Below are 16650 nucleotides of genomic sequence, written 5' to 3'. Positions count from 1 at the left end.
TTAGATCAGCGTCATCTGCGTGCGAATTGTTGCTCCTATCTTGGATTGATCATTTGTTCTTTGCTTACAAACAACAATGCATAATAATAGCCGAAAAATTCTCTCACTAGTGAATACAAGTCACGAAGTTCGTAGTACGAAGGACTCGCTCCGTAAACGTTCTTGATACCTGTTTTGTGAAATAGTAATTTTGTGCGTGAAATATGATAGAATTGGGAAATAACAGTAATACTATTGTATTTTAAAACCGGTTGCATTCTGTATGCATTTCCAACAGAGAATGCGGTGTTGTCTCCACGATTGTCAACAATGATTAGCGAATCAGGAATGTTGTTTTCATTGAGGTAAGTTTTCATTTTCTCAGCTTCATAGAAGCCTTCCTTGCCAAGTCCGCCGCTTACAATTATTTTCTTCACGAGAGATTTGGTATAAAGCTCTTTTGCCTTATCCAGCCTCGCTTTAAGCCTTGGTGATAGTGTACCATCTTCGTTCACCTTATTGCCCAAAACAATAGCAATATCAGCAGCATGTTCTTTATTGAAAATTCCGTCGACACAAATGACAATTGTATGGATGATGAACCATGCAAGAAAAACGTAGAGAAGGTATTTAGCTAGTTTCATTGGGCGAAAATAACTGAATAACTAAATAACTGAGTGGTTAAAAGTTGTAGTGCAAAATCAAAAATGAACCACTCAGTTATTCAGTCAATCAGTTATTCAGTTATTTAAATTAGTCTAATCTGCGTCATCTGCGTGCTCACTTCCCCAGCGCATTAATCACGTCATACTTGGTCACGATATGGTAGTTGCCAGCTTCATCTTTACTAAGCACTGCGCCATTTTCTTTGTTGATCAATGTACCAAGTTTCTCAACCGGTGTGTTGAAATCCACGATAGGAAATGCGTGTTCAATTACTTCCTGGATTTTTGCATTCTTGATATCGGGATTGGAGAATACTTTTTGGAACAAACCGTTTTCACTGATTGATCCTGCAATGTTGCCGTTATCAAAAACAGGAATATGTTCAATGTCGTATTTCTTCATCATTTCAACAGCTTCAGCAACAGTATTTGTCGGCTGAATAGAAACGAGCTTCTGTGAATTCTTTCTACCGTTGACAATATCTTTAAAAGATTTTACATCAAGGAACCCGCGCTCCATCATCCACTGGTCGTTATAAATTTTACCTACATAACGACTGCCATGGTCATGGAAAATACACACCACCAGATCATCCTTTTTCAACTTGTCCTTCAATTGCATCAAGCCCTGTAAACAGCTGCCGGCACTATATCCACAGAACAGACCTTCTTCTTTTGCAATGCGTCTTGCCATCACTGCGCCATCTTTATCTGTTACCTGCTCAAAGCGATCGATCACACTCATGTCATAGTTGTCGGGAACAAAGTCTTCGCCAAAACCTTCAGAAACATAAGGGTGAACTTCATTCATGTCCACCTCGCCGGTATTGAAGAATTTTGTAAGCAACGAACCATATACGTCAATCGCCCACACTTGAATGTTGGGATTTTTTTCTTTCAAATACATCGCTGTACCAGTAACAGTGCCACCCGTTCCTGCAGTACAAACCAGATGCGTGATCTTTCCTTCCGTTTGTTCCCATATTTCAGGACCAGTACTTTCGTAGTGAGCCAGTCTGTTAGCGAGGTTATCATATTGATTGCAATGGAAAGAATTAGGAATTTCTTTCGCCAGTCTTCTTGCGATGGAATAGTAGCTGCGCGGATCATCGGGCTCAACGTTTGTAGGACAAACAATCACTTCTGCACCCACAGCTTTCAGAATGTCCATTTTTTCTTTTGACTGCTTATCAGTTGTTGTGAAAATACATTTGTAACCTTTTACACATGCTGCTAAAGCAAGTCCCATTCCGGTGTTGCCGCTTGTGCATTCAATGATGGTACCTCCCGGTTTTAGTTTGCCTTCTTTCTCTGCCACCTCTATCATTTTTATAGCCATACGGTCTTTAATAGAGTTGCCCGGATTAAAATAGTCTACCTTAGCCAGTACAGTCGCAGGAATATCTTTCGTGATCTTGTTAAGTTTTATCAGCGGAGTATTGCCAATCGTTTCGAGAATATTATTTAACCACATGGTATAATCGTTTTGGTAAAGTTAGTTGTTTTGAGTTGTTGAGAGAGCATGAGGGGATGCTTCTGATCTTTTTACCACTAAGGCACTGAGGGCACAAAGTTTCACTAAGATTTTTTAATGAAGAATTAACTCAGCGTTTTACCACAGAGGCAACGGAGTATTTTTTCACAGAGAGAAGGAGATAAGGAAGTGTTTTTTTGGAAGATTTTGCAATTTGAAAAAACTTTCTATTTTTGCGATCGCAATTTTTACTAAAACCTAAACACCAAGTGGAGGGTTTTAAATATGCTTGAACAATAACTACATATCATCGTTGGCATTTTTCGGTTTGAATCGAGACAGGGAGCTTTTTGCACATAGGTAAGTTTCGATAAAATACTCCGGATCATAACTTCTTTTCGCCAACACAATCAATCGAAAATAATTTTTAATAAACACAACGCGATTGTGTATTAATGCTTTTTTGCTTTCCGCAAACAGGAGGTTAACCTTTTGCCAGGAATAAATAAGCTCATGCCGGAGCAATCCGGTAATCATTTTACAAGAAATGAAAACTGTAATACAATTAAAAGAACTAAGCAAGATGGGATATACTACAGACGTAGCTCGCAGCCTTGCTATCAATATTATTTCAAGACATTGCAAGCACGAAACAAAAGAAGATGTGGTCAATGTGTTGAAGAATATACAAGAGCAACCACAAACGTGGTTGCAAAATGAAACATGGAGCAAACTGGCAGAATATTTTTGTCCTGAGCCAGATGATGAAACATTCCAAGTGTATGCACTAAAACATCAGAACGATGCTGCACCTCTGAAAGTATACGGCGGTAAGCATATAGACACGAATGCGAAACAACAAATGGCAACGGCGCTTGCATTGCCGGTTGCTTTGCAAGGCGCTTTAATGCCGGATGCGCATGGCGGCTATGGTTTGCCGATAGGCGGGGTACTCGCCACAAACAATGCTGTAATTCCATATGCAGTTGGTGTAGACATTGGTTGCAGAATGTCGTTAAGCATTTTTAGTGAAAATGAAAAGTATGTTAAACGATATGCGTATCAAATAAAGGAAGCCTTGAGGGATCATACACATTTTGGAATGGAAGGAAGTCTCGACTATCGCAACGAACATGAAGTGCTTGATAGAAGCATATTTCAACAAACAGAGTTGTTGCGAACATTGCAGGGAAAGGCGGCGAGGCAATTGGGAACTTCCGGAAGTGGTAATCACTTTGTGGAGTTTGGTGCCATTGAACTGTATGAAAACAACATACTGCAACTTCCTGCGGGAAACTATTTGGCACTTTTGTCACACTCCGGCTCAAGAGGATTGGGCGCCGCTGTCGCAATGTACTATACACAGCTTGCAATGGATGTTTGCAAACTTCCTTCTGAAGCAAAAAATCTTGCGTGGCTCGATATGAATTCTGAAGCGGGACAGGAGTATTGGATGAGCATGACATTGGCTGGCGATTATGCAAAAGCAAGTCATGATTGTATTCATGCCAATCTTGCAAAAGCTTTGGGGCTGCAGGCTTTAGCGAAAGTGGAGAACCATCACAACTTTGCATGGAGGGAAACATTGCAGGATGGTCGCGAAGCGATCGTACATCGTAAGGGTGCAACGCCTGCACACAAAGGAGATGCTGGAATAATTCCCGGTAGCATGACATCGCCTGGTTATTTGGTAAGCGGGAAAGGCGTTGATGCCGCACTTAATTCCGCTTCACATGGGGCAGGTCGTGCGATGTCGCGAAAAAAAGCAAAGGAGTCTTTTACAAACTCTGCGCTGAAGAAAATGCTGGCCGATTATGGGGTTTGTTTAATTGGCGGCAGCATTGAAGAAGCACCGGGAGCGTACAAAGACATCGATACAATCATGAGTGCACAAACAGAATTAGTGGATGTGCACGGAAAATTCATGCCTGCAATTGTTCGCATGAACAAGGAATAGAAACAGGAATTAGAAATTAGAAACGTTCGCCAGTGAGCGACATCGTATAAATAAACAACAATGGACAATTTAATTTACCTACAAATATCATCCGGACGTGGTCCCGCGGAATGCGAAAGAGTTGTTGCGAAAGTGCAACAACTCTTACTGAAAGACGCAACAGAAAGATCATTATCGGCAATCGTAATCGATAAAACAAACGGTCAGATAAACGGTACACTGCAATCAACTTTGCTGCAGTTACAAGGTGAAAATTTGAAAGACTTTGTAAACGAATGGGAGGGAACCATTCAATGGATAGGGAAGAGCCCGTACAGAAAATTTCATAAGCGCAAGAACTGGTTTGTAAGTGTGCAATCATTTTCGCCTTCCAAAGAAATACTGTTCGATGCAAAAGAAGTGGAATTCAAAACCTGTCGCGCTTCCGGGCCGGGCGGACAAAATGTAAACAAAACAGAAACAGCTGTTCGTGCAACGCATATTGCATCGGGTATTAGTGTAATGGCCAGTGATACAAGATCGCAGCACCAGAACAAAAAGCTGGCAATAGAACGTTTGCAATTAAAAATAAAAGCATGGCAAATGGATGAACAGATGAGTAATATCGAAGCTCAATGGAGTCAGCACACAAACTTGAAAAGGGGAGATGCGGTGAAGATTTTAACAGGCGATTTGTAGCGAGGCACTCATTCACTACTAAGGGAAAACGCTTCGTGTTTCTTTTTACCACGGAGGTAAGGAGTTTTTTTTCACAGAGTGAAGGAGAAGAAAGGAAGAGATTTAAACAATCTCTTTTCATCCGGTATTTCTGTAGAACTCAACTCCTCCTTTCCTCTGTGAAAAAAATCTCTGTTTCCTCTGTGGTAAAATAAAAAAAAGAGCCGCATGTGGCTCTTTTAAAATTATATGCTAGATCGGTTATCGAAGATCAACTTCTTCTACTCCCGGATATTTGCTTTTATCGAAAACAAATTGAGAATCAGCGATGGTTGCGTTACCATTCAAATTGCTTACTGAGTAGGTGAACTTGTTGCCATCTTTCTGCATCACTTTTGTGCTTACAATGGTTTTAGCTGCTTTGTCTACTGTAAGCAATATTTTAAAGAAAGGTTTGCTTTTATCTGTTGGCGTCAATTCAATTTCCTGAACAGTTTTCGCGCCTACTTTTTTCTCACCGTTTAATTTGTAAAGAAAATCTTTATCATAAAAGTTGGTGAATAATTTTTGAGGAGTAAGTGCGTTGCCGGAAGCATCAACTTTTGAAATGGTTACTTCGTTTGCTGCTTTATCGTATGTCCAGTTTGTTTTTCCATCGCTGAAAATTTCCTGTCCGCCCGGGATGCTTACCCTGTATTTTGAGCCTTTGTAGTATAAAATTCCTTTTTTAGTGCCTTGTGTTTTTCCTTTTGCATCTTCTATCGACAAGGTGAAATTTGCCTGAACCGCTTTGTAAGTTTTAAATTTAGCGCTAACACCGTCTAAAATCGTTTTAGCTGCCGGATCATTGGATTGTGCGATACTTACTGCTGAAATTCCAATACCTAAGGCGAGCGCCATTAAATATTTCTTCATTTGAGAGTTTTTAAAAAATTTGTGCAAATATATTATTAAACGCGATACTGAGACCTGCAAAAGCCTTCACGGGTTTAAATGAGGAAAATATTCAACAAAAATTTAACCTTAAATAGAGCCTAAGAGTTCTCTTAGATCTGCTTCTGTTTTAATCAAAACCTCTCTCGCCTTGCTGCCTTGGTTAGGTCCTACTACGCCTGCTGCTTCAAGCTGATCCATCAATCTGCCGGCACGGTTATAACCTAATTTCATACGGCGCTGGATAAGAGAAGTTGAACCAACCTGGTTTTGAACAATAAGCATCGCTGCTTCGTCAAACAATTTGTCCCTATCGCCAAGGTCAAAATCCTTTGCATCCATATCTTTCTCATCCACGTACTCCGGCAAAAGGAATGCCTCGGGATAACCACGCTGATCGCCGATAAACTCATTTATGTTCTCTACCTCAGGTGTGTCTACAAAGGCACACTGCAAGCGGGTTAGCTCACCATTGTAACTGATAAGCATATCTCCTTTACCGATCAACTGCTCTGCGCCACCGGCATCAAGGATGGTTCGGGAGTCAATTTTGGAAGAAACTTTAAATGCGATACGAGCCGGGAAGTTAGCCTTAATGGTACCGGTGATAATATTTACCGAAGGTCTTTGTGTTGCAACGATCAGGTGAATACCCACCGCACGGGCAAGCTGTGCAAGACGCGCAATGGGCATCTCCACCTCTTTGCCTGCAGTCATGATCAGGTCGGCAAACTCATCGATTACCAACACAATGAACGGCAGATATTGATGGCCCTTTTGCGGATTCAGTTTGCGCTTGGTGAATTTTTCGTTGTACTCTTTAATGTTTCTTGTACCCGCCTCTTTCAGCAGATCGTAGCGGTTATCCATTTCAATACACAATGCATTTAGTGTATTGATTACTTTTTTAGTATCGGTAATAATCGCTTCTTCTTCATTAGGAAGTTTGGCGAGGAAATGCCTTTCGATAGAACGGTAAATGCTAAGCTCTACTTTTTTAGGATCCACCAATACAAACTTTAATTGTGATGGATGTTTCTTATATAAAAGAGAAACTAGGATAGCATTCAAACCGACCGATTTACCCTGCCCAGTAGCTCCAGCCATCAGCAAGTGTGGCATGGCAGCGAGGTCAACAATAAAGTTTTCGTTGTCGATTTTTTTACCAATCGCAATGGGCAGAGAGAAAGCGTTGTTCTGAAATTTGTCGGATGACAACAACGTCTTCATACTCACAACGGTCTTCTTCACATTAGGGACCTCGATACCAATTGTTCCTTTACCCGGGATCGGCGCAATGATACGAATACCAAGCGCAGCAAGGCTCAAAGCAATATCGTCCTCAAGGTTTTTAATACGCGAAATACGGATACCCGCTGCCGGTACAATTTCATATAGAGTAACAGTAGGCCCTACAGTTGCACTAATTTTCTGAATCGTGATGTCGTAGTTCTTCAGAGTATTAATGATCTGGTTTTTGTTTGTTTCCAGTTCATTAGGATCCTGTATGATCTTTTCACTGCCATGTGTTTCCAGCAAGTCAAGCGAAGGATATTTATAATCACGCAGATCAAGAACAGGATCGTACGGAGGAAGGTCCTCCGTCTTTTTAGGAAGCGTTGGAATGTCTATTTCATCTTCTTCCGGTACAACCGATTTTATTTCCAGTTCCAGTCCGCTTGTGTCGGGAACAGTGTTAACTAATGGAGGTTTCGGCGTTTCTTTTTGAATAAAGACAGGTGGCGCTTCTATCTCCTCTTCTTCCTCTTCACTTTCTTCATATTCCATCTCAATTTCTTCGCCATCTTCTTCTTCCTCAGCAAATTCATCTGTGTCTTCCTCTTCTTCAACAAATCTTTTGTTTTTATAGAGGTCATTTATTTCTAAAGCCGGGCCGGTTTCTTCCATTCTCTCTACTAGTTCCAGCTGATGTTTTGAAGCTTCATCCTGTTCTGCAGGAGGAATTACTATGGTGCCATGTTCGCCCTTAAGGTTGTTGCCTTTGCTTTCTACAAAATGTTCTTCCACATATAATTTGGCATCATCTGCATCTTCATCTTCTTCTACGTTCATGTTGCCAATGGCTGCAGCTTCAGGAACAGGTTCTGTAACTTTTTGCGGCTTCGGTTTTCTTTCGGGCATCTTAGGTATCTTGGGTACCGTGAACACCGGGTTGAAGCGCCAAATGAAATATGCCAAACCGCCCACGAGCAGAATAAAAGCGGTTCCAAAGTTGCCGATAAATTTTACCAGCCAGTCGCTCATCATTTCGCCAACGGCGCCGCCCCATGGAAAGCTGGCATTGCTGCTCACAAAGCCAAGTGCAATGCTGAAATAAACAAGGCCGGTGATAATGTATTTAATGTTGCGCGCCGGAGAAAACAGCTTTTTCCCAAATAAGAAATTGGCTCCGAAAACAAAAAACAGTGAGCAAATAAGATAAGAAGCAAGGCCAAAACCTTTATAAAAAAAGAAATGGGAAATGAAAGCGCCAAGCCTTCCAAGTAGGTTAGATACTTTTATATCGTCAGCGAAAAGGACATGCGCCCCGTTTTTAAAAACTTTGTCCTGGTCCTCTTTCCACGTAAATAAATAGGATGTAAAGGCAACAAAAAGGAAAACTGCGAGTAATAATAATACGGACCCGGCAATTTTGTGGGTTCGTTCATCTTTCACCAATTCTTTTACCTCAACCTGCACCTCTTTTTCGGGTTCTAGTTTGTCTGGGCTGGGTACTTCCTTTTTTTTCGATTTCAACTTGTTGGCCATGGTGGCAAAGATAAGTATAAGAAAATCTTATGAATAGCTCTGTTTATAAATTTAGAGACGCATATAAACGATAAAATTTATGCAAAATGTTCCTTGATATCATCGACAATATGTACCCGGGTTTCTGTAAAATAATCCATTCTTTAATTGTGTTATACTATTGATTATTGTCAAAAATTACGAAAATGTTACTAAATAGCCTGTATTTCATCACAAATAATAGGTGTAGATTAGTAAAACCACGAAAAGAAATTGTACTTTCCCTGCTATGTTATGGCTTACCTGGCTAATGGTGAATTTTACTTGAGCCCTGACGCAGTTTTTTCCAGAAACTTACCTTACACCTTTAACCTGATGGAACGAATACGCCCGCTGTTTTTATCTTTTTTCATTCTTTGCTCTTTCGTGTCGCTTGCGCAAACGAGCGATTCTACTATTAGCGGACCATCAATACGAGCGGCGCACAGAATTTGGAAGGAAACCAAGTTTTATATGGGCGATGAGATTGGTTATACCCCTCAGGAAGTATTGCGACTTAAGTTCCTGGACACGATCCCTTCTCTCTACAGAATGAAAATTCCACCAAGGGATGTAAACAAAGATTTCTATTTCAAGTTTCATGTGGCGAACGATATGGATTCGGCCGGACATTATTATTTTCTGCCGGGTTTTTTTATGGATGAAATTGATCTGTACAAGCAAATTGATGGTGACACAACTATCCAAACAATTGTGAGTGGCAGCCCATTGAAAAATCAATACCAGGGCGTGGTTGATTTTACGATGCAGGCCAATGAAAAGGCTACTATCGTTGTGAAGATGAAGTTTATAAGAGCAACGGTAAATGCACTGGAACCAAGGATTATTCAGCCCTACTTTGTTCCTATTTTGCTTACTTCATTACGCAATACAAATAAACTCAACCAGGTTATTACCTATATAACAGCCGGCGTATTGCTGATGATGATCTTTTATTCGCTGGCTGTTTATTTTCTAAATTCCAGCAAAGAATTCATTTTGTATTGCGGGCATGCTTTATTTCTTTCCATCCTGTTTTTTTTCAAAGCTTATTTATTTCGATGGCCATCGGCTTTCAACTATTTTTTTGAGAGCTATTTTGATTTTGTCATTCAGAGTACAAGCTTTTATTTTTTCCTTTTCTTTCTGAGAAAATTTACTGAATCGAAAGAGAAGTACCCGGTGATAGAAAAGATATTACTGGCCGACCAGGTTTTTACAGTTGTGGGCATTCTTGTTTTCAGTTATCTCTATTTTTTCACCGATAGCTTTATTGGTCTTAACCAGGTGGAAATGATTATAAAGTACAGCTGGTCGATCACTGCGGCATGCTTTATCGTTTTTGCGATCATTAAAAAGCAACAACTGCTGAGTCTTATCGCGATGGGACATTTTCTGCTGCTGGTCTCGGTTCTGTTCTCTTTATATCTTATCAGCTCTGATAAACGTTTTGGCAGCAGGGTGGATCCTTTGCTGAACGATTCTTTGTTTTATTATGAAATGGGAGTTGTTTGCGAATTGATCTTTTTCCTGATTGCTCTTGCATTTAAAAACAGGCAGGATATCATTGCCTCCGCAACGGAAAAGGAACGTTTGTTGTTAGCTCATGAACGGAACCAGTTGGAAAAACAAATTGCCATCATCGAAGCGCAGCAGCAGGAACGCAATCGTATTTCCGCCGATATGCACGATGAGCTGGGTTCCGGTGTAACTGCGATACGACTCCTGAGTGAATTGGTAAAAGCGAAAATGAAGGGCGATGCATTGCCGGAAGTTGGAAGAATTTCGAGCTCTGCAAATGACCTGATCAACAAAATGAATACCATCATCTGGACAATGAAAAGTTCAAATGACAGTATCGATAATCTTGCTGCCTACATACGATCATATGCGTTGGAATTTTTAGAAAATACCAGCATTGATTGTTTTTTTAAATATCCTCCTGTTATACCCGGCATAGAATTGAGTGGTGAGAAAAGGCGCAATATTTTTCTTTGTGTCAAGGAAACATTGAACAATACGGTAAAGCACGCCGAAGCCACTCAGGTTGTGATTACAATGGATGTCGGTGATGTGTTGATACTTACGCTTAAGGACAATGGCGTTGGTTTGAAAAAAGAAGAAATACGTCAGTTCGGTAACGGTATTATAAACATGCGGAAGAGAATGGAAAGCATCGACGGCCATTTCGAAATTTACGAGGATGGTGGTACCGTGACGGTATTGTCGCTGGCGATTTAATAACTGAATAACTGAGTAATTGAATAACTGCATGGTTGAAGACTGTAGTTGGGAAATGAAATTCGACGTTCAGTTGATCAGTTATTCAGTTATGCTCTCTCCATTGCACAAACCAATAATCCCCATGCATCACAGTCGAAAACTCTGGTAATTGCAACGGGTTGCTATATAACGGACAATTGATTACCAATGTGTGAAACTCTCCGTTTTCACCACAGGCATCTATTCCTTTTGCTTCGAGTTCTGTTACTAATTGTGTGGTGATAATTTTACCTAAGAAAGGCTCGCCCAACGTATTGTTGCAGGAAACGATCATTGTCTCAATGCCTTGCTGTAGCATTTGCAAAACAAGCTCCTTGCGGTTTTTTTGCCAAAGCGGTAAAAAGGCTTGCAGTCCTGCTTTTGCACAAACTTTTTCCTCCCAGTCACGATGTGGTTGCAAATCAATGTCGCCGAAAACCATTGCATTGATCCGATATTTTTCTTTGGCCTCCAGCAACGTGTTTACAAAATGCACTTCATATTCTTCCCAACTGGAAGGCTTTGTAAGCAGTGGTAAATTCATTGCATCAGCCTGCTGTTGCAGCAATGAGTGAGGCAACGCATGAGACCTGGAAATCTTTCCATTCTCATTCATCATATTGATCAAAACCTTTGGCGTGTAACCTTGCTGCACCATTTGCATAAGTGCGAAACAACTGTCTTTACCGCCGGACCAGGATGTGCCGAGCATTGTAATTAATAATTAAGAATTAATAGGTTTTTCAGACTGAAGATTTTAATTACTAGTTAACAATTAATAAAGAATAATTAATGAGTGTAGCTCTGTAATTGAATACAGGCTTGGGTTTAGAATGACTTGCTGAGAGAGCATGAATGAAAACAGTTTCGCAGCCGCACCTATTAATTGTTAATTATTAATTATTAATTCTTTTTCGCAACGCGAAAAAAAGCATCAGCCATCCGAGTATAAGAAACACGCCACCAATCGGCGTTACAATGCCAATGCCACTCAAACCCACAGTGTTTGTGGCTTTCAGGGCAGTGAGTAAATACAATGAACCGCTGAATAGAATGATGCCGGTTACAAAAAAACTTGCTGCGAGGCCAAGTTGTTTGCTGGCAAATCTTTCGAACAGAATGCCGACAAACAACAATGCGAATGTGTGATAGAATTGATAACGAACACCTGTTTCAAATGTGGCAACGGTTTCCGGAGGAACCAATTGTTTCAAGCCATGCGCACCAAATGCTCCAAGGGCAACGGACAATGCGCCAAGGATGGCAGCAGTGAGTAATATTTTTCTATTCACGTTATGTTGAATTATGGTTGTTTTGTTTTCCGGTCCCGTATAAGGTCAGATAAAGAGTCGATGGTAAGAGACTCTTCAGCAGCAATGATATTAGCTTGTTCGTAATACAATCTTCTATCTTGCAATTTTTTAAGAATGAAAGCCTTCAGGTTTTTATCTGCAATGTCTTTGATGAGGGGGCGATGATTTTTTTCTTTCAGCAATCGTTCCACCAAAGTATCAATACATGTATTCAGCCAGATCACAGTGCCGCTATCTTTCATGAAATCTATATTGTTGAAAAAGCATGGTGTGCCGCCGCCACAAGAGAGAATAATGTTTTCGTGCTCTTCTACGATTTGTTCCATCACTTCTTTCTCTTTGTATCGAAAGTATTCCTCGCCTTTTTCCTGAAAGATCTGGGCAATGGATTTACCTTCATCATCCACGATTACTTTATCAAGATCGAAAAAAGGCGCGCCTGTTTTCTGCGAAAGTAATTTTCCCCAGTGCGTTTTTCCCGAACCCATAAAACCGATAAGAAAGATGCGCATGATTAGTTTGTTTGGAAAGACAAAAGTAGTCTTTAATTGAAAATTGAAAGTTGAAAGTTGAAAATGATGAAGAAAATAGAACGCAGATTTTCATGATTGTCACGACTTGATATGATTATTTTGAAAGATCATTCAAATCATCAAAATCATGACAATCTGCGTTATGTCTCATTTTCAATTTTCAACTTTCAATTATTTAAACGCATTAAACCCCGTCACATCCATTCCTGTGATCAGCAAATGAATGTCGTGAGTCCCTTCATAGGTGATCACGCTTTCAATGTTCATCATGTGGCGCATAATGGAGTATTCGCCGGTAATGCCCATGCCGCCGAGCATTTGGCGTGCGTCTTTCGCGGCTTGTTGGGCAACTTCGCAAGAGTTTCTCTTTGCCATACTTACCTGCGCTGGAGTAGCACGCTTGTCATTCATTAATGTGCCAAGTCGCCAGTTAAGCAACTGTGCTTTGGTGATTTCGGTGATCATTTCAGCAAGCTTTTTTTGCTGCAATTGAAATGCACCAATGGGCCTGTCAAATTGAGTGCGTTCTTTGCTATAGCGTAATGCAGTATCGTAACAATCCATCGCCACACCCAAAGCGCCCCAGGCAATACCATAACGGGCTTTGGTTAAGCAGCTCAGCGGGCCCTTCAATCCTTTTACTTTTGGCAATATATTTTCCTTAGGCACTTTCACGTTGTCGAAAACAAGTTCGCCAGTTGCAGATGCACGCAGGCTCCACTTGCCATGTGTAGTGGGTGTAGAAAATCCTTCCATTCCACGCTCTACAATCACTCCACATATATCGCCGTTTTCATCTTTTGCCCACACTACAGCTACCTGCGCAAAAGGCGCATTGCTTATCCACATTTTACTTCCATTCAGCAATATATAGTCGCCTTTGTCTTTAATGTTGGTGATCATGCTACTGGGATCGCTGCCGTGATCAGGTTCTGTTAAACCAAAGCAACCGAGCCATTCACCACTTGCCAGTTTGGGTAAATATTTTTTACGTTGCTCTTCACTGCCATATTCATAAATGGGAAACATTACCAGCGAACCCTGCACAGATGCTGTACTTCGTACGCCACTGTCACCACGTTCCAGCTCTTGCATCATCAAGCCGTAACTTATGTAGTCAAGACCGCCGCCTCCATATTCAGTTGGAATAGTTGGTCCAAAGCATCCCAGTTCGCCCATTTCCTTTACAATCTGTTGGGGAAATTCTGCCTTTTGAGCGCACTCTTCTATAATTGGTGAAATGCTTTTTTTAACATATTCTCTAACACTGGCTCTGATAAGTTTATGTTCTTCTGTAAACAGCTCATCTAATAAAAAATAGTCGGGAGATTGAAACAGATCATTGGCCATAGCATCGGCTTTTGTTATATGCTAATGTAGTGAAAAAAAATTGGTGGTTAACGGTTGTTAGTTTTTTAGTAATTGAAAATTGAAAGTTGAAAATTGAAAATGATAAAGAACGCAGATTATCATGATTTTGATGATTCACAACGATTTTTTTTCAATAACATATCAAATCGTGACAATCATAAAAATCTGCGTTCTGTTTCCTTCATCATTTTCAATTTTCAACTTTCAATTTATTCAGGTTTCTGCGGCTGCATCGCATCTACTGGTATCGGAATGTTTTTTGTGAAACGGTGATCAAACTGATTCAGCTTCTTTCTCAACTTAGGCCCTGGAACAATACGGTGTGCAAATGTTAAGCGCAGGTTTCCTGTATTGTATATGTAGTGATCAGAGGACGAAGAACCTTTTGTTATGAGTCTGTTGCCCACAAATGAAAGGCTGGCGTTCCAGAAATCGGAATTGTAACCGATTGCTGCCCGGGCAAAAAAGCCAGGTACAATGCTTACGTGCATACTGGCATTATCTTCGTACATGGCGCGTTCGGTAGCAAATGAAATTTTTGGATTAAATGTAAGCGATGCTGTTGCAAAAATGTGTTTGGCAACTACCAGCGTGTATGCATAGCCCACACCGGGACCAAATTCAAAAAAGCGTACCTGGTTAATATTTTTCTGATTGAATTTTTCAGCCATCGACATTGGAACAAAAGCGCTGTCCGCTGTATGCGAACCATAATAGGCTTCCGCACCGACAAGAAGTGTTCCTGCGGATTTTTGCTGGTACTCATTCTGTACCAATGCTGCCCGGTAAGAAAACTTTTTATAGTTAAATATTTTGTATGCTGCCAAACCGATAACAGTAACATGCATATCCGGGCGTATGTAATATGGCCCCTGCTCCTGGTTTTTGTTATCCTTTTGCATAAGATAATACCCCGTGTAAAACTGTCCGAGAAAATCAAACGCCCATTTACGAACGTAAAGGTGTGATTGCAGATCAAGATATTTTGTTTTTCCTTTCTCTTTATCCTGGTTTAAAAAACTGAAACCATAACCAAGGTTGATCGTTATCGGCTTGTACGTGGCGCCAATCCCCATATTTAAAGTAGTATTGGGTACATAACGCAACTTATCCGACCGTTCGATCCCTTTAATGGTAGGGTTGGTAAATTTTTGGGAAAAATAAAATCGGGCCACAATGTCCTGGATAAATGAATGATAATACGACGAATCGTAAGTGGCTCGTAAACGTTCAAGCTTGGGTATTTCCCGGGGTACGTTCTGCGCAGCACAATATAAAGCAAGGGCCGTGGTCAATAGGCTAAGTATCACATGCTTTATGTTATGTTTCATCATTTAAAGATCATTTTATTTCTTCAATTATTTCGCTTATCCGGATTTTTTTTGATTTTATAAAACCTAATTTCACCTAATCAAATTCTCTTGGTTTGTGAAAGATTATTATAAAACACTCAACATTCCTGTTAATGCATCGCCAGTAGATATTAAAAAAGCGTACCGTGTGCTGGCAATGCGTTTCCATCCCGATAAAAACGTCGGGGATAAATATGCTGAGGCATTTTTTAAAGAATTGCAGGAAGCCTACAGTGTTTTAAGCAAACCGCATGAGCGCCGGGTGTATACGCAAAAACGTTTTTACAATACTGTCACGGCCCAAAAATTTGAAGCTAATGCGACTCTTACACCAGTTCACTTTTCAGAAGAATGTAAACAATTGGAGACCTATGTTCGTTCACTGGATTTTTTCAGAATGGATAAGCCGGGTCTACATGCGCACATCGTAAAACTGCTTTCACCTTCTGCCATTCATATGCTGGATCGTTTTGGAGACATGTCCATAAACGAAAAAATTATTGAAGCGATACTTAACAGTGCCCAGCCATTGCCATTAATTTTTGCAAAAGATGTTGCTAATAGGCTTTCAGGAATTCAATCGAAAAGCGCCCAATCGTCAGAAAGAATTACTGCCTTCATGAAAAGGAAAAAACAGGAAGCACTTTGGGAAAGATATAAACTGCCTATTTTGATTATAATCATCATGTTTATTTGCGTGATCATTTATGAATTGAGCCAGTAGGGGCGACTCGCATTCGCCCTGCATCACAGGAAGCAGTTTGGAACGCAGATGACGCAGATTGAGCAGATTTTAGCTGATCTTTTTAGCTGATTTTGTTCACAACAGAAACCGATCATAAACCACTTCATGTAATTCTCTGGTGAGTAGTTGAAACGTATCCAAGCTATCAATTGCCGGTTGCGACATTAGCAACAACGGAAGAGGATCGTCGGTTTCCCGATAAGATGGTTGAAAATATTCATAGTGATTTGTAGAAAAACCAAGGCGTTCATAAAATGCAATTCGCCTTTGTGAATTATCATCAAATGGGTGCTCAACTTCCAGTAGAAAGTAGGTTGCCGGAAGCTTTAGCAACCATGCCATCATTTGTTTTCCGTAACTTTTTCCCCTGTTATTTTCCGTTACTGCAAAGTGTTCCAGAAACACAAGATCATTCAGTTGCCAATAAAACATTAAGGCGGCAAATCCATTATTAATAACGAACTTTACAGCATGAAAATATCTGTCGGTCAGCACTATTTCTAGAGTGTTGATATTTCTCCTTTCCCTTTCCGGAAACGATCTGGTGTAAAGATCAACCACGTCTGGCCAATGTTCGTCGCCTGTGGAAAATATTCTGATTAACTCCATGCAACCAAATATT

Annotated in this window: 14 protein-coding genes; 4 read left to right on the top strand and 10 right to left on the bottom strand. The window is 40.5% G+C overall.

Annotated elements, in window-relative coordinates; genetic code table 11:
* Positions 1 to 35: 35 nt before the first annotated feature.
* Together QJ048_RS18625 and QJ048_RS18620 are read right to left on the bottom strand one after the other, a co-directional pair.
* Positions 36 to 623 (bottom strand): YdcF family protein, encoded by a 588-nt coding sequence (locus QJ048_RS18625; RefSeq protein WP_282335923.1) that lies wholly within the window; start codon positions 621 to 623, stop codon positions 36 to 38.
* A 136-nt stretch (positions 624 to 759) separates the two neighbouring features.
* Positions 760 to 2118 carry a pyridoxal-phosphate dependent enzyme gene (locus tag QJ048_RS18620; protein WP_282335922.1) on the bottom strand — a complete coding sequence of 453 codons (1359 nt, stop codon included), beginning with the start codon at positions 2116 to 2118 and terminating at the stop codon, positions 760 to 762.
* 547 nt (positions 2119 to 2665) lie between these two features.
* Between QJ048_RS18620 and QJ048_RS18615 the strand changes: the two genes are divergently transcribed.
* Positions 2666 to 4075 carry an RtcB family protein gene (locus tag QJ048_RS18615; protein ID WP_282335921.1) on the top strand — a complete coding sequence of 470 codons (1410 nt, stop codon included), beginning with the start codon at positions 2666 to 2668 and terminating at the stop codon, positions 4073 to 4075.
* Between the two features lie 60 nt (positions 4076 to 4135).
* Positions 4136 to 4753: a peptide chain release factor H gene (gene prfH / locus QJ048_RS18610; protein WP_282335919.1), complete on the top strand. Its 618-nt coding sequence runs from the start codon at positions 4136 to 4138 to the stop codon at positions 4751 to 4753.
* Between the two features lie 240 nt (positions 4754 to 4993).
* On the opposite strand, the gene lolA1 is transcribed toward prfH, so the two are convergent.
* Positions 4994 to 5647, bottom strand: a complete 654-nt coding sequence (gene lolA1 / locus QJ048_RS18605) for an outer membrane lipoprotein periplasmic chaperone LolA1 (protein WP_282335918.1) — start codon at positions 5645 to 5647, stop codon at positions 4994 to 4996.
* Between the two features lie 108 nt (positions 5648 to 5755).
* Positions 5756 to 8434 carry an FtsK/SpoIIIE family DNA translocase gene (locus QJ048_RS18600; protein WP_282335917.1) on the bottom strand — a complete coding sequence of 893 codons (2679 nt, stop codon included), beginning with the start codon at positions 8432 to 8434 and terminating at the stop codon, positions 5756 to 5758.
* Between the two features lie 354 nt (positions 8435 to 8788).
* Here QJ048_RS18600 and QJ048_RS18595 point away from each other — a divergent pair, with 354 nt between their 5' ends.
* Positions 8789 to 10693 carry a sensor histidine kinase gene (locus tag QJ048_RS18595; protein ID WP_282335916.1) on the top strand — a complete coding sequence of 635 codons (1905 nt, stop codon included), beginning with the start codon at positions 8789 to 8791 and terminating at the stop codon, positions 10691 to 10693.
* A gap of 85 nt (positions 10694 to 10778) precedes the next feature.
* Here QJ048_RS18595 and QJ048_RS18590 read toward each other — a convergent pair whose 3' ends face one another.
* From QJ048_RS18590 to QJ048_RS18570, 5 genes are all read right to left on the bottom strand, one after another.
* A complete protein-coding gene (locus QJ048_RS18590) occupies positions 10779 to 11426 on the bottom strand; it encodes a Dph6-related ATP pyrophosphatase (protein ID WP_282335915.1) in 648 nt (215 codons plus the stop codon).
* Positions 11427 to 11610: 184 nt separating this feature from the next.
* Positions 11611 to 12006: a DUF423 domain-containing protein gene (locus QJ048_RS18585; protein ID WP_282335914.1), complete on the bottom strand. Its 396-nt coding sequence runs from the start codon at positions 12004 to 12006 to the stop codon at positions 11611 to 11613.
* Positions 12007 to 12017: 11 nt separating this feature from the next.
* On the bottom strand, positions 12018 to 12539 hold the full coding sequence (locus QJ048_RS18580; RefSeq protein WP_282335913.1) for a shikimate kinase: 522 nt from the start codon (positions 12537 to 12539) through the stop codon (positions 12018 to 12020).
* Between the two features lie 192 nt (positions 12540 to 12731).
* Positions 12732 to 13910 (bottom strand): acyl-CoA dehydrogenase family protein, encoded by a 1179-nt coding sequence (locus tag QJ048_RS18575; protein WP_282335912.1) that lies wholly within the window; start codon positions 13908 to 13910, stop codon positions 12732 to 12734.
* Positions 13911 to 14140: 230 nt separating this feature from the next.
* Positions 14141 to 15265: a DUF4421 domain-containing protein gene (locus QJ048_RS18570; RefSeq protein WP_282335911.1), complete on the bottom strand. Its 1125-nt coding sequence runs from the start codon at positions 15263 to 15265 to the stop codon at positions 14141 to 14143.
* Positions 15266 to 15359: 94 nt separating this feature from the next.
* Between QJ048_RS18570 and QJ048_RS18565 the strand changes: the two genes are divergently transcribed.
* The gene (locus tag QJ048_RS18565; protein WP_282335910.1) at positions 15360 to 16007 is read left to right on the top strand and encodes a DnaJ domain-containing protein; all 648 of its coding nucleotides are present in this window, start codon (positions 15360 to 15362) and stop codon (positions 16005 to 16007) included.
* A gap of 96 nt (positions 16008 to 16103) precedes the next feature.
* Here QJ048_RS18565 and QJ048_RS18560 read toward each other — a convergent pair whose 3' ends face one another.
* Positions 16104 to 16637, bottom strand: a complete 534-nt coding sequence (locus QJ048_RS18560; RefSeq protein WP_282335909.1) for a GNAT family N-acetyltransferase — start codon at positions 16635 to 16637, stop codon at positions 16104 to 16106.
* Positions 16638 to 16650: the final 13 nt, after the last annotated feature.

It is taken from the genome of Pinibacter soli (assembly GCF_029961145.1).
Lineage (GTDB): Bacteria > Bacteroidota > Bacteroidia > Chitinophagales > Chitinophagaceae > Pinibacter > Pinibacter soli.
Note: the sequence above shows the minus strand (reverse complement) of the source record. Positions and strands in the feature narration are given on the sequence as shown.

What these genes read in the sequence shown, in the direction of transcription:
- QJ048_RS18625 (WP_282335923.1), bottom strand. Translation starts at nt 623, where the DNA reads ATGAAACTAGCTAAATACCTTCTCTACGTTTTTCTTGCATGGTTCATC.
- QJ048_RS18620 (WP_282335922.1), bottom strand. Translation starts at nt 2,118, where the DNA reads ATGTGGTTAAATAATATTCTCGAAACGATTGGCAATACTCCGCTGATA.
- QJ048_RS18615 (WP_282335921.1), top strand. Translation starts at nt 2,666, where the DNA reads ATGAAAACTGTAATACAATTAAAAGAACTAAGCAAGATGGGATATACT.
- prfH (WP_282335919.1), top strand. Translation starts at nt 4,136, where the DNA reads ATGGACAATTTAATTTACCTACAAATATCATCCGGACGTGGTCCCGCG.
- lolA1 (WP_282335918.1), bottom strand. Translation starts at nt 5,647, where the DNA reads ATGAAGAAATATTTAATGGCGCTCGCCTTAGGTATTGGAATTTCAGCA.
- QJ048_RS18600 (WP_282335917.1), bottom strand. Translation starts at nt 8,434, where the DNA reads ATGGCCAACAAGTTGAAATCGAAAAAAAAGGAAGTACCCAGCCCAGAC.
- QJ048_RS18595 (WP_282335916.1), top strand. Translation starts at nt 8,789, where the DNA reads ATGGAACGAATACGCCCGCTGTTTTTATCTTTTTTCATTCTTTGCTCT.
- QJ048_RS18590 (WP_282335915.1), bottom strand. Translation starts at nt 11,426, where the DNA reads ATGCTCGGCACATCCTGGTCCGGCGGTAAAGACAGTTGTTTCGCACTT.
- QJ048_RS18580 (WP_282335913.1), bottom strand. Translation starts at nt 12,539, where the DNA reads ATGCGCATCTTTCTTATCGGTTTTATGGGTTCGGGAAAAACGCACTGG.
- QJ048_RS18575 (WP_282335912.1), bottom strand. Translation starts at nt 13,910, where the DNA reads ATGGCCAATGATCTGTTTCAATCTCCCGACTATTTTTTATTAGATGAG.
- QJ048_RS18570 (WP_282335911.1), bottom strand. Translation starts at nt 15,265, where the DNA reads ATGATGAAACATAACATAAAGCATGTGATACTTAGCCTATTGACCACG.
- QJ048_RS18560 (WP_282335909.1), bottom strand. Translation starts at nt 16,637, where the DNA reads ATGGAGTTAATCAGAATATTTTCCACAGGCGACGAACATTGGCCAGAC.